General features: G+C 37.5%; 12 protein-coding genes. 5 read left to right on the top strand and 7 right to left on the bottom strand.

The features are described from left to right. The first annotated feature begins 14 nt into the window (after positions 1-14). The 5 genes from ACKPCA_RS07365 to ACKPCA_RS07345 are packed head-to-tail and all read left to right on the top strand — an operon-like array spanning position 15 to position 6033. Positions 15-1775, top strand: coding sequence for a V-type ATP synthase subunit A (locus tag ACKPCA_RS07365; protein ID WP_321282233.1), 1761 nt, complete (start codon positions 15-17; stop codon positions 1773-1775). A gap of 36 nt (positions 1776-1811) precedes the next feature. Then, a complete protein-coding gene (locus tag ACKPCA_RS07360; protein WP_321282232.1) occupies positions 1812-3140 on the top strand; it encodes a V-type ATP synthase subunit B in 1329 nt (442 codons plus the stop codon). Continuing rightward, positions 3130-3732, top strand: coding sequence for a V-type ATP synthase subunit D (locus ACKPCA_RS07355; protein WP_054720262.1), 603 nt, complete (start codon positions 3130-3132; stop codon positions 3730-3732). The genes ACKPCA_RS07360 and ACKPCA_RS07355 overlap by 11 nt, the downstream gene beginning before the upstream one ends. After that, on the top strand, positions 3729-5525 hold the full coding sequence (locus ACKPCA_RS07350) for a V-type ATP synthase subunit I (RefSeq protein WP_321282231.1): 1797 nt from the start codon (positions 3729-3731) through the stop codon (positions 5523-5525). Before ACKPCA_RS07355 ends, ACKPCA_RS07350 begins: the two co-directional genes overlap by 4 nt. Positions 5526-5577: 52 nt before the next feature. Then, positions 5578-6033, top strand: a complete 456-nt coding sequence (locus tag ACKPCA_RS07345; RefSeq protein ID WP_054720257.1) for an ATP synthase subunit K — start codon at positions 5578-5580, stop codon at positions 6031-6033. A 365-nt stretch (positions 6034-6398) separates the two neighbouring features. On the opposite strand, the gene ACKPCA_RS07340 is transcribed toward ACKPCA_RS07345, so the two are convergent. The 7 genes from ACKPCA_RS07340 to ACKPCA_RS07310 form a co-directional block, all read right to left on the bottom strand. Beyond that, positions 6399-7379, bottom strand: a complete 981-nt coding sequence (locus ACKPCA_RS07340) for a chorismate synthase (RefSeq protein ID WP_321282230.1) — start codon at positions 7377-7379, stop codon at positions 6399-6401. Between the two features lie 28 nt (positions 7380-7407). Continuing rightward, positions 7408-7956, bottom strand: a complete 549-nt coding sequence (locus ACKPCA_RS07335; RefSeq protein ID WP_321282229.1) for a GNAT family N-acetyltransferase — start codon at positions 7954-7956, stop codon at positions 7408-7410. 15 nt (positions 7957-7971) lie between these two features. After that, positions 7972-8403 (bottom strand): 2-thiouracil desulfurase family protein, encoded by a 432-nt coding sequence (locus tag ACKPCA_RS07330; RefSeq protein ID WP_321282228.1) that lies wholly within the window; start codon positions 8401-8403, stop codon positions 7972-7974. Positions 8404-8415: 12 nt separating this feature from the next. Further along, a complete protein-coding gene (gene aroA / locus ACKPCA_RS07325) occupies positions 8416-9693 on the bottom strand; it encodes a 3-phosphoshikimate 1-carboxyvinyltransferase (protein ID WP_321282227.1) in 1278 nt (425 codons plus the stop codon). Between the two features lie 10 nt (positions 9694-9703). Then, positions 9704-10747 (bottom strand): 3-dehydroquinate synthase, encoded by a 1044-nt coding sequence (gene aroB, locus ACKPCA_RS07320; RefSeq protein WP_321282226.1) that lies wholly within the window; start codon positions 10745-10747, stop codon positions 9704-9706. Between the two features lie 82 nt (positions 10748-10829). Next, positions 10830-11918, bottom strand: coding sequence for a bifunctional 3-deoxy-7-phosphoheptulonate synthase/chorismate mutase type II (locus ACKPCA_RS07315; RefSeq protein WP_054720246.1), 1089 nt, complete (start codon positions 11916-11918; stop codon positions 10830-10832). Positions 11919-12005: 87 nt separating this feature from the next. Further along, a complete protein-coding gene (locus tag ACKPCA_RS07310) occupies positions 12006-12902 on the bottom strand; it encodes a prephenate dehydrogenase (RefSeq protein ID WP_321282225.1) in 897 nt (298 codons plus the stop codon). Positions 12903-12904: the final 2 nt, after the last annotated feature.

The raw sequence follows: 12904 nt of genomic DNA, 5'->3' as shown, positions 1-12904 counted from the left end.
AAATACAACTTACAATGAATACAAAAGGAAAGGTGGTTGGAATTATTGCCAATCTTGTGACGGTTAAGGTTGATGGACCAGTTTCGCAAAACGAGATTTGCTATATCCACACAAACGAAGTAAAACTAATGGCAGAGGTCATTAGAATTAGTAAGGAAAATACATATATACAGGTTTTTGAAAGCACCAGGGGACTTAGACCTGGAACCGAAGTGGTTTTTACCGGCCATATGCTGGAAGCGACTCTAGGACCGGGAATCCTATCTAAAATATATGATGGATTGCAGCACGATTTGAATAAAATGGAAGGTGTGATGCTACAAAAGGGAGATTACACTGCTGCTTTGGATGATGATAAACTTTGGGAGTTTACTCCTATTGCAAAGGAAGGCGATGCTGTTGTGGCTGCTTCATGGTTGGGTGAAGTTAAGGAAAACTGGATGCCGCATAAAATAATGGTTCCTTTTAAGTTTGAAGGCACTTATACCGTAAAAAGCATTGTAGCGAAAGGGGAATATAAAATATATGATACCATTGCGGTATTGATAGATGCAGATGGGAAGGAGATTCCGATTTGTATGGTTCAGAAATGGCCTGTGAAACTGCCTATTAAATCTTATAGCGAGAAACCGCGTCCTTTCAAATTGATGGAAACCGGAGTTCGTGTAATCGACAGTTTAAATCCAATTGTAGAAGGTGGTACAGGTTTTATTCCAGGTCCCTTTGGAACAGGAAAAACTGTATTGCAGCATGCTCTTTCGAAACAAGCTGATGCTGATATGATTATTGTTGCAGCTTGTGGTGAACGTGCGAATGAGGTGGTAGAGATTTTTGCTGAATTCCCTGAATTAGAGGATCCAAGAACCGGAAGAAAGTTAATGGAGCGAACCACAATTATTGCAAATACTTCGAATATGCCTGTTGCTGCTCGTGAAGCTTCGGTTTATACGGCAATGACCATTGCAGAGTATTATCGTTCCATGGGTTTAAAAATACTTTTACTTGCTGATTCTACTTCTCGTTGGGCTCAGGCCTTACGTGAAATGTCGAACAGGATGGAAGAATTGCCTGGTCCGGATGCATTCCCTATGGATTTGCCAGCTATCATCTCTAATTTTTATGCACGTGCCGGTTTCGTGTTTTTAAATAATGGCAATTCGGGTTCGGTAACATTTGTAGGAACGGTTTCACCTGCCGGTGGTAACCTGAAAGAACCTGTGACTGAATCAACCAAAAAAGCAGCAAGATGTTTTTATGCCCTTTCACAGGAGAGAGCAGATCGAAAAAGATATCCGGCAATTGATGCTGTTGATAGTTACTCAAAATATATTGAATACCCGGAATTACAGGATTTTATAAAGGAAAATGTTTCTCCGGAGTGGGTTGATAATATACTTCAGGCGAAGAATATTTTGATTAAGGGAAGAGAAGCCTATGAGCAGATCAATATTCTTGGTGATGATGGTGTGCCGGTTGATTATCATGAGGAGTTCTGGAAATCCGAAGTTATCGATTTTGTAATTCTACAGCAAGATGCATTTGATAAGATTGATGCTTCTTCTTCAATAGAAAGACAGCAGTATATGATGAAGAAAGTTCTTGGAGTATACAACGCTAAATTCAATTTTGAGACTTTCGAAGAAGTTAATCCATACTTCAAAAGAATCATCAATGTTTGCAAACAGATGAACTACTCTGAATTTAAATCTGAGCCATTTCAGAATTTCGAAAAAGAACTTGATGGAATTATCAACGAGAAGATCATGATGAATTAATAAGTCTCGTGAATAAAGTAACAATAATACAAGAAAATGGGAACAACAGCATTTCAAAAAATACATACAAAAATTGAACACATCACGAAGGCAACTTGCTCCTTACGGGCAGAAGGTGTTGGGTACGAGGAAATGGCTTCGGTTGATGGTCGGTTGGCTCAGGTGGTTAAAATCGAAGGAGATTTAATAACACTACAGATATTTTCGGGAACGGAAGGAATTTCAACGGATGCAGAGGTTATATTTTTAGGGCATGCACCCAAATTAACCGTAGGAGAGGAATTGAGTGGACGATTCTTTAACGCATACGGAGAACCAATAGATGGCGGACCTGAAGTTGATGGGAAAGAAATTGAAATTGGAGGTCCTTCGGTTAATCCGGTTAGAAGAGAGCAACCTTCAGAATTGATTGCTACAGGAATTGCAGGTATCGACTTGAATAATACATTGGTAACAGGACAGAAGATTCCATTTTTTGCAGATCCGGATCAGCCCTTTAATCAAGTTATGGCAATGGTAGCTTTGCGTGCCAAAGCGGATAAGATTGTACTTGGAGGTATGGGGCTAACCAATGATGATTACCTGTTCTTCAAAAATGTTTTTGAAAATGCAGGAGCACTGGATCGAATCACAAGTTTTGTAAATACCACTGATGATCCACCTGTAGAACGTTTGTTGGTGCCGGATATGGCTTTAACTGCTGCTGAATATTTTGCAGTGGAAGAAAACAAGAATGTACTGGTGCTCTTAACAGATATGACACTTTATGCAGATGCTTTAAGTATTGTATCCAACCGAATGGACCAAATTCCATCCAAGGATAGTATGCCTGGCTCGCTTTATAGTGACTTGGCAAGATTATACGAGAAAGCAGTACAATTTCCTGAGGGAGGTTCCATTACCATTATTGCAGTTACTACCTTATCAGGCGGTGATATTACTCATGCAATTCCTGATAATACGGGATATATTACTGAAGGACAATTGTTCTTGAGAAGAGATACGGATATTGGAAAGGTAATCATTGATCCGTTCCGAAGCTTGTCAAGATTAAAGCAACTTGTTATTGGAAAAAAGACAAGAGAAGATCATCCTCAGGTAATGAATGCATCCATTCGTTTATATGCCGATGCCGCTAATGCAAAAACAAAGTTGGAAAATGGTTTTGATTTAACGGATTATGATGAGAGAACAATCAAGTTTGCAAAGAATTATTCAGAGAAACTCTTGGCTATAGATATTAACATTGATATAGACGAAATGACCAATACGGCATGGGATCTTTTAAACAGTCATTTTTCTGTTTCGGAGATTGGTATTAAAGCTGAGTTGGTAGAAAAATACGGAAATAGAAATGGCAATTAAATTTCAATACAATAAAACAGCTCTCCAAGGTCTTGATAAGCAGCTTAAAATGAGAGAGAAGGCTCTTCCTGTGATAAAAAATAAGGAAACAGCCTTGCGTATTGAGGTGAAAAGAGCAAAAGCAAAGGTTAAAGATTTGGATGAGCAACTGTTGCATAAAATGGACGCTTACTCCATATCTCCAGGAATTTGGAACGAGTTCAATTCCAATTTGATTTCGATTGCAGATATCAAAACAAGTACAAAAAAAATAGCTGGGGTTAAAACTCCTGTTCTAGAGAAGGTAGATTTTCATATCGAGGATTACAGCTTGTTTGAAAACCCAAAGTGGTATGCCGAAGGAATCTGTATCCTGAAGAAATTAGGTGAAATTGTCTTGGAACGCGAGTTTTATAATCGAAAAATGGAGTTGCTGAACTATGCCAGAAGAAAAACTACGCAGAAAGTTAATCTTTACGAAAAGGTTCAAATTCCTGGTTATAATGATGCAATCAGAAAGATAAAACGATTTTTGGAGGATGAGGAAAACCTTTCAAAATCTTCTCAGAAAATAGTTAAGAATCGTCAACAAAAACAGGAGGCTGAATCATGATTGTTCCAATGCAAAAATACTCATTCCTTATTTATCACAAGGAATACAAAGATTTCTTGAAGGAACTGCAGGAGCTTGGAGTACTGCATGTAGTTGAAAAGGATAATATTAAAAAGGCAGAAGACGATGTTAAGCATCAATTCGTATCTGATATTGATTCTTTGATTCAATTCCTGCAAAAAAGACAAATTGCTGAGGGAGTTGATTCCAACGATAAAGATGTACTTAAACTTGTTGAGGATGTAAAGCAGAAACAAAAGGATTTGGCTGCATTGCAACAAGAATTGGATGCTGCATATAAAGAGCTTGAAATTGCAAAACCATGGGGGGAATTTTCTATGGATAGCATTCAAAAACTTAAGGAGCAGGATATATACCTCAGATTTTTCATCGGATCCAAGAAGAAGTTCGAGGAGTTACTTCAAAGTAATCTTCCGGTAGAAATGATTTCTGAAAACAATGGTAAGGTTTACTTTATTCTTGTGCAGGAAGGAGTCGCGGAAATTACAATGGATGCTGAAGAGGTGAATATTCCTGGTTATGGGATGACTGAAATAGAGAATACCATTAAGGAATTGGAATGCAAAATTGATGAAATCAATGAAGCTTTTGATGCTTATGCAGCAAGTTCTATTCCTCTTCTCGAAAAGAGTAAACAGGAAAATCTTCAATTGTTAAAAATCAATGAAGTAGTAAGTAATACATCTTTCGAGCTTGAAGAAAAATTAATGGTGCTGGAAGGTTGGGTTCCGGAAACATGCAAGACCGAGGTTGATGAATTTATTAAGAGAACAAAGGTCTTGCATTATATAGATCAGGCAAGTTTAAAGGATAAAGTTCCAATATTATTAAAGAACAATCGCTTTAGTAAGTTATTTGAGCCAGTAGGTGCAATGTTTTCTTTGCCATCCTATTCAGAATTGGATTTAACTGTATTTTTTGCGCCATTCTTTATGTTGTTTTTTGGGTTTTGCCTGGGAGATGCAGGTTATGGACTTTTGTTTGTAATTGGTGCAGGATTATACAAGTTCAAAGCCAAGAAAGAGGTAAAACCATTTTTGTCTTTGATTCAGTTATTGGGTGTTGCTACAATTGTTTTTGGAACAATTTCAGGAACCTTATTTGGAGTCAACTTAATAGAAACAGAAATACCGGTAATTGCAGAATACAAATCATTATTTCTGAATCCTGATAAAATGTTTAATCTGGCACTCGTGTTGGGTGGAATACAAATCATTTACGGGTTGTTCATTAAAGCAGCAAATCAGATCAAACAATATGGATTTGTTTATTCTTTAGCAACTTTTGGATGGTTAATCACGATCCTGGGAGGACTTGCCTATGCAGTTTTAACAGGTACAGACATCATATCTGAGAATAGTGTGCTCTTGTACTCTATTTTATCGATAGGAGGCTTCTTTATCTTGTTTTTTAGTGATCCTGAAGTAAATGTTTTCTCAAGAATTGGAAAAGGAGTTTGGGATGTATACTCAACGGTAACAGGCATTTTTGGAGATCTTTTATCGTATATCAGGCTTTTTGCATTGGGATTGTCAAGTGCGATTCTTGGTTTTGTGATTAATGATATTGCGATGCAAATTTTAGGATCGTCTAAAATTTTGGGACCTGTGTTCTTTGTCATTTTCCTATTGATAGGACATACTTTAAACATACTGATTTCCTCGCTTGGATCATTTGTTCACCCAATGCGTTTAACATTTGTAGAATTCTATAAAAATGCAGGATTTCAGGGTGGTGGTGAAGGGTATAAACCCTTTTCAAATAAACTGTAACAATCAAAATTAAAACGAATAATAATTAATATTTAAAAAGGAGAGATTTATTATGACTACAGCAATTATTCTAGCGTATGTTGGATTAGCTATAATGCTTATTTTTTCAGGAGTAGGAAGCGCAATTGGTGTTTCAAAAGGGGGAAATGCAACGGTTGGAGCATTGAAGAAAAAACCGGAAGGTTTTGGTAGTTTCCTGCTTTTAAGTGCATTACCAGGTACTCAAGGCTTATACGGTTTTGCTGGTTTCTTTATCATTAATAGTTCAGGTGTAATTTCCGCTGACATGACAATGCTTCAAGCGGTTGCTATTTTAGCTGCGGGTTTAACTTTAGGCTTTGTAGGATTCTTTTCAGCTTTAAACCAAGGTGGTGTTACTTCTAATGGTATTGCAGGAATTGGATCAGGACATGATATTTTTGGTAAAACAATGGTATTGGCTGTATTCCCGGAATTGTATGCGATCATTGCATTTGCTGCAACATTCCTTATCAGTGCAGGATTGTAATCAAGTCTTACACAATAATATTCAGGCATTAATTTTTGGATCATTTAATTAACGCGCATATGCCTGTTGTGAGCCCGGACTATCATCCGGGCTCCTTAATTTTATAGAAACTGCTTGATTTCATGCTAAGGATACAAAAAAAGAGACACCCAATGGCATCTCTTTTCATTGATTGAAACATAGGTCTTAATATATAATACCGATTATTAATTTGTATGAGCCATTTGTTCATGCTACTCCAAATGACTAACAAATTATATATCGGCATTAACCATTGTAATAAGCAAAATGATTTTATCAATCATTTTGATATACAATTGGTATAACATGCAGTGACCTATTGTACCAACAATTATGTATCGGTATTATCTTCTAGCTTGATCTATTAGTTTTAAGTCTGCCAATGCAATGGCAGTAGCAGCTTCAATAATCACCGGGATGCGAAGTGCAATACAGGCATCGTGACGACCTTCAATCAGCAGTTCTTCTACCTTTCCTTTGGCAAAGTTCATGGTATTCTGAGTTTTCCCAATGGATGAGGTTGGCTTTATGGCTACTCGGAAAACCAATTCATTGCCATTGGTAATTCCACCATTGATACCACCCGCATGATTGGTTTCTGTTTTTCCAGTTTCATCGATAAAGTTATCGTTGTGCTCCGAGCCTTTCATTTTAGCCGCTTCGAAACCTGAACCAAACTCAATACCCTTAGTTGCAGGAATGGCAAAGATCAGGTGGGAAATCATTGATTCAACTGAATCGAAGAATGGTTCTCCATATCCAATTGGAAGATTGTTTGCCTTACACTCTACAATTCCTCCAATGGAATCATGCTCTAGCAGAGCTTCCTCAATGGCAGCATCGAAATCGGTTCTACCACCTATTTCGGTAAGTTTTGCATCAATACTAACATCTCCCAATATTTTTTTCGCTACCACACCAGCAGCTACAATTCCCAAAGTAATTCTACCTGAAAAGTGACCGCCCCCAGTGTAGTCGTTGTTCTTTCCAAATTTATGCTGCGCCACAAAATCGGCATGTCCAGGACGTGGACTATCCAATAAATTGCTGTAATCTTTTGATTGGGTATTCTTGTTTCTAAACAGGATGATTAAGGGAGCGCCTGTAGTTTTTCCCTCAAAAGTTCCACTTAAAATGGCTGGTAAATCTTTTTCAATTCTTGGAGTGGTTCCTCTTGCTCCAGATTTTCTGCGACCTAAATCATGCATTAAATCTTCTTCTGTAAGAGGAATTCCTGCCGGACAACCATCAATGGTTATGCCAACCCCTTTACCATGTGATTCACCAAATATGCTTAATCTGAATATTCTTCCGAAATTGTTCATGTTCTATGTTTCTTATGCTAAGTGTGCTCTAAATTAATGTTTTTGTCATGATAACATTGTCAATATATTCGCCATCATGTGTTTTTATGAATTTTTCTTGCCTGCCATTCTCTTCAAAACCAAATTTGCTGTACATGTGCAAGCCCGATAGGTTAGTTCCAAATACTTGTAGCCATAAAAGTTCAATTTCCTGATTTCTTTCGTAGCAATCAATCATTTTCTGAAACAGAAGAGAACCAACTCCCTTGTTTTGCCAATCTTCATGAACACCCATGCCAATATATCCCGTATGCTGGAGCATGCTTCTTCTGCTGGATATTACATCAATGTTGCCTATGATCTCACCTTCATACTCAGCAATAAGCAATAAACTATTTGGAGCAGCGTTTAGCTCATTGATCCAGTTTTCAATATCTTCATCAGACTTTTCAAACTCCTCTCTTGTAAAAGGAATGGTAACTCCATTGATATAGGAAAGAATACAATTTCTAAGTGAATGAGTATCCGAAATACTTGCCTCACGAAGTGTAATTTCTTTGCCAGATTTGCTTGTGTGTATAGAAGGCTCGACTTTCATCGTTAGTGTATTATTTTATTCTTTAAAATTCATTTCATTTTTGATTTGAACTCCTTGTTTCAACAATTGTTCTGCAGTTAGCCCATTTCCTTTGATTTTATTTCCTGTGAAACTGCCATCGTAAATCATTCCACATCCACAAGATGGACTATTGGCTTTTAAAATGGCTTGTTTGCATTCCAGAATTTTTGCAATTTCGGCTACCTTTTCAGCTCCCAGAAGGAATTGTGATGTGCAATCAACTCGATCCTTTGTCATCACCTTTAATTGATTGTCCTCTTTCACAATTTCGCAAGGAGTTCGTGGGGTAGACAAGCCTCCTAATTCTTCAGGACACAATGCGATGGCTTTTCCCGATAAAACCAGTTCTTTGATTTCAGGTACCAGATTGTCATTACCATCATACCTGCATTTTATACCTGCCAAACAGGAACTAACTATAATCATTGATATAGATTTTTATACGAATTGACTTTTGAAATAGAATTCTGCAACTCCACCACCAATCTTTCTCAAATCTTTGAAAAAATCAGGATAAGATTTTGCAACACAATCATGATCACCGATTTCGACAGGATATTTCGAATTTAATCCGGCTACAGCCAATGCCATTGTAATCCTGTGATCGTTATTACTGTTTGTGATGCCTCCAATTAATCTTCCTCCTGGAATTACCATTTCATCTCCTTCAATTCGAATTGGCACGGCCAGTTTTCCAAATTCCTTCTGCAGAACAATGCCTCGATTACTTTCTTTGTGCTCCAATCGATGTACTCCTTTAATCCTGGTATCACCATTACAGTGAACCGCTAAAGCTACCAAAGGAGGGAAAAGGTCAGGGCAGTGGGTAGCATCAAATTCAAATGCGTTTAATGCTTTCTTTTCCACAGTCAGACTGTTTTCTTTCCAGTGCAAACTTGCGCCACATTTTTTCAAGGCGTCAAGAATGGCAATGTCCGCTTGGTATGAATATGGATTCAAATTTTCCAGGCTAACTTTTCCTTTCAATGCACCAGCTACCAAAAGTGGTGCTACTGAACTCCAATCTGCTTCAATGGTGTATTCCGTGGCTTTGTATTGCTGATTGCCTTTGATGGTAAAGCGTTTGTAATTTTCGTGACTGATTTCAATCCCAAAATCCTTTAACAAATCAAGAGTCATATTGATATAAGGGATGCTTTTCAAATTGGTTACCTCCAGGATTGTATCTTCCTTCCTGCATGGCAAAGCCATTAAAAGTCCGGTTAGGAATTGAGAACCTAAAGCGCCATTAATTACTGCCTTGTTATTTTTATATCCGCCCTCCAATTGAAAAGGGAGTAAGCCTTTGCCAGGATTTTCACATGTAATCCCCAACTCTTCCAAGCCTTCCAGGATATTATGAACTGGGCGTTTTAATATACTTCCTCGACCATTAATCTCTACTTGTTCAGGATTTAATGCCAGAATGGGGGAAAACATTCTTAATGATAATCCTGATTCTCCAACCATTACTGATTCAGGCGCCTTTAATTCATTGCTTTTTACAATCAATTTATGTCCTAAATGTTTTACCTCAGCTCCCATTTTTTTTATGATACCAGTCGCTGCCGAGGCATCATCACATTTGCATGGATTGAGAATGATTGTTTCACCTTTTGCCAGAGCTGCTGCCGCCAATGCTCTTTGCATCATGCTTTTTGAGCTGGGAGGAGTTAAGCTCCCTTTTATATTTGAATTTTGAATTCGAACTCTCATTGTTTTGTGGTTATTGTATTGGTTTTGGGTCCTTGCAAAGCTGAATCACTTTGCTTTTTAAATCTTCAATTGGAATTGACTTGATGCATGCTTCTCCAATGCTGTTTAAGAGAATAAAGTCAATAGATGAACGATTCTTTTTCTTGTCTTTGATTAGAAAATCATTGATGGTTTCCGCTGAAACTTCATGAGTTACTGGTAGCTCAAATTTTCTAAGAAGAGAAAGAACTTCTGAGCTTTCCTCAGTATTCAATCCACACATTTCTTCTGATAATTTTGTAGCTAAAGCCATTCCAACTGATACAGCCTCACCATGTGTTAGATCAGAATTGTTTTCAATGGCATGACCAATGGTATGACCGAAATTCAATTTTTTGCGTTCGCCTTTCTCGAAAGGATCATTGTTTACAACATCAGTTTTGATAGAGACTGCTCTGTAAATCAAATCTTCCATCAGAGTAGAATCCAGATTCAGAAGTGCTTCCTGATGATTTTTCAAAAACTGAAAAAGTTCTTTATCCTTAATAAAAGCATGCTTAATCACCTCTCCAAAACCGCTTCTTACTTCGCGTTCAGGCAATGTTTTTAGCAGTTGCGGATCACAAATTACAAACTGGGGAGGATTGAAAACACCAATCATATTTTTGAGCTTGCCAAAATTGATTCCGTTTTTTCCGCCGACACTTGCATCTACTTGCGATAATAGGGAAGTAGAGATGAATCCAAACTCTAATCCTCGCATAAAGATAGAAGCAACAAAGCCTGTAACATCACAAACCAATCCGCCACCCATTCCCAATAGGTAACTGTTTCTATCGGCTCCAGATTCAAGCAATTTTTCTACAATCTTCTCTACCGATGACCAGGTTTTAATCCCTTCGCCACAGCCAATTATGATGTGATCAAAATCATCGATAAAACTTTTGTAATGAGCGTATATATTTTCATCGCAAATTAAAAAGCACTTCTTTTCAGGCAAGTATTTTTTAATGTTAAGATAGGATTCACCAATTAAGATTGTACTGTTCTGATTTTCGATGTGTATGCTTTTCATTTTTTAATAGATGTTAGATTTTAGAGGATAGATATGAGAATTAAATACCTTAACTCTCATATCTAAATTCTTTTATCTCAAGTTACGAATTCATGATGTCTTCCTGCTGGTTGATAGATTCCTGGTGAATTGCTTTGAACAAATTATTAATGAATTGTTCGCTGAATCCTTTTTTCTTACCGTTTTCAAGGCTCTTTTCAAGAATCTGTCCCCAACGTTTATTCTGTAATACTGTAATGTTATTCTCTTTTTTGTAATGTCCGATTGTTTTGGCTACTTGCATTCTATTTTCCAGTAGTTCCAGAAGTTTCTGGTCGAAATCATCAATCAGGTGTCTCAATTCTCCCAATGTATTATTGATTACTTCGTTGTTTGCTTCAGGATCACGAAGCACTAAGTTAGCTAAAAGTTCTTCAAGAGACTTAGGAGTTAACTGTTGTTTTGCATCACTCCATGCTTCTTCTGGTTTGCAGTGCGATTCAATAATCAATCCTTCGTAGTTCAAGTCCATCGATTTTTGAGTTACTTCTTCCAGGTAAGCTCTGTCACCGGTAATGTGACTAGGATCACAGAACATAGGTAAATTAGGCAATCTTCTTTTCATCTCAATTGGAATCTGCCATTGAGGATCATTTCGGTACTTTAACTTTTGGTACGTTGAGAATCCACGGTGAATAGCAGCCAATTTTGTAATTCCAACTGCACTAAGTCTTTCAATTGCACCAATCCATAATTCCAAATCAGGATTAATAGGGTTTTTTACCAAAACTGGAATGTCTTTTCCTCTTAATGCATCTGCAATTTCCTGCACGGCGAAAGGATTTACAGTGGTTCTTGCTCCAATCCAAAGAATATCTACTCCTGCACCAAGAGCCAATTCAACATGTTTTGCGTTGGCAACTTCAGTTGCAGTTAGCATTCCGGTTTCTGCTTTAACTTTTTGTAGCCAGATTAATCCTTGGGCGCCAATTCCTTCGAAACTGTTTGGACGAGTTCTTGGTTTCCAGATGCCTGCACGGAAGATTGGAATTCCTGCTGCCTTAATTCCTCTTGCTGTTTCTAGTACTTGTTCTTCTGTTTCAGCACTACATGGACCACCAATGATTAATGGTCTGTCAATATTTTCGATTGGCCAACTGCTTAGCTCTGCTATTTCAATTTTTTTGCTCATGCTACTTTGATATTTACTCTTTTTCCGAGTGATTAAAAATTTGGTTTATTTCTTGTTTTTAACTTATTCCTAATTACTTTATCCTTTTCAGGCTCTTCTTATTCTTTTTGCGTTCTTGATGGTTTCTGCTTCGGTTCTTTCTTTTTTATCTAAAACTCTGCGAATGTCATTGGCTTCGTTTATTAAATCATTAACTCCATCTAAATCATCATTCTCAATTCGATCTTTAAATTGCTGCAGAGTATCGATATATTTTTGAAGAACCTTTCCAATGTTCTTTTTGTTCTGATGAAAAATTGGAGTCCACATTGCAGCCGAACTTTTTGCCAAACGAACAGTGGAGTCGAAACCACCACTTGCCAATTCAAAGATGTGTTTGTCCTTCTTCTCCTTTTGCAAAACGGTAAGCGACAAGGCGAATGCACTGATGTGCGAAAGGTGGGAAACATAGGCAGTTTGTCTATCATGTACCTCTGCATCCATGTAAACACATCGCATTTGTAATGTGTGAAACATGTCGCTAATGATATTAACCGCTTTTTTATCCGAATCTTCAGGATTACAAATGATAGAGCATTTGCCATCGAACAATCCTGAGTGTGCAGCTTGTGGACCAGAGAATTCGGTACCTGCCATTGGATGTGCAGGAACATATTGCTTTCTCTTTGGATGATTTGTGATTGATTCAATCAATTGTTCTTTAGTCGATCCCAAATCGGTTACGATTTGCTGATCTACCATGTCCATTATTTGCGGAAGAGATTTAAGACATGCACTTACCGGAATAGCAAGGATCACCAAATGAGATGATTCAACCGCAGTTCTTAAATCCTGAATTTCATCTGCTATACCCAACTTTTTGGCTTGATGTGCATGCATAGGATTATTGTCCACTCCAATCACTTTGTCAGCAAATCCTCTTTGCTTCAAATCCAAAGCAATAGAGCCACCAATTAATCCTAATCCTATAACTGAAACTATCATTT

It is taken from the genome of Marinifilum fragile, assembly GCF_963677365.1.
Taxonomy (GTDB): domain Bacteria; phylum Bacteroidota; class Bacteroidia; order Bacteroidales; family Marinifilaceae; genus Marinifilum; species Marinifilum fragile.
This window is presented reverse-complemented; position numbering and strand designations above follow the sequence as displayed.

What these genes read in the sequence shown, in the direction of transcription:
- ACKPCA_RS07365 (WP_321282233.1), top strand. Translation starts at nt 15, where the DNA reads ATGAATACAAAAGGAAAGGTGGTTGGAATTATTGCCAATCTTGTGACG.
- ACKPCA_RS07360 (WP_321282232.1), top strand. Translation starts at nt 1,812, where the DNA reads ATGGGAACAACAGCATTTCAAAAAATACATACAAAAATTGAACACATC.
- ACKPCA_RS07355 (WP_054720262.1), top strand. Translation starts at nt 3,130, where the DNA reads ATGGCAATTAAATTTCAATACAATAAAACAGCTCTCCAAGGTCTTGAT.
- ACKPCA_RS07350 (WP_321282231.1), top strand. Translation starts at nt 3,729, where the DNA reads ATGATTGTTCCAATGCAAAAATACTCATTCCTTATTTATCACAAGGAA.
- ACKPCA_RS07345 (WP_054720257.1), top strand. Translation starts at nt 5,578, where the DNA reads ATGACTACAGCAATTATTCTAGCGTATGTTGGATTAGCTATAATGCTT.
- ACKPCA_RS07340 (WP_321282230.1), bottom strand. Translation starts at nt 7,379, where the DNA reads ATGAACAATTTCGGAAGAATATTCAGATTAAGCATATTTGGTGAATCA.
- ACKPCA_RS07335 (WP_321282229.1), bottom strand. Translation starts at nt 7,956, where the DNA reads ATGAAAGTCGAGCCTTCTATACACACAAGCAAATCTGGCAAAGAAATT.
- ACKPCA_RS07330 (WP_321282228.1), bottom strand. Translation starts at nt 8,403, where the DNA reads ATGATTATAGTTAGTTCCTGTTTGGCAGGTATAAAATGCAGGTATGAT.
- aroA (WP_321282227.1), bottom strand. Translation starts at nt 9,693, where the DNA reads ATGAGAGTTCGAATTCAAAATTCAAATATAAAAGGGAGCTTAACTCCT.
- aroB (WP_321282226.1), bottom strand. Translation starts at nt 10,747, where the DNA reads ATGAAAAGCATACACATCGAAAATCAGAACAGTACAATCTTAATTGGT.
- ACKPCA_RS07315 (WP_054720246.1), bottom strand. Translation starts at nt 11,918, where the DNA reads ATGAGCAAAAAAATTGAAATAGCAGAGCTAAGCAGTTGGCCAATCGAA.
- ACKPCA_RS07310 (WP_321282225.1), bottom strand. Translation starts at nt 12,902, where the DNA reads ATGATAGTTTCAGTTATAGGATTAGGATTAATTGGTGGCTCTATTGCT.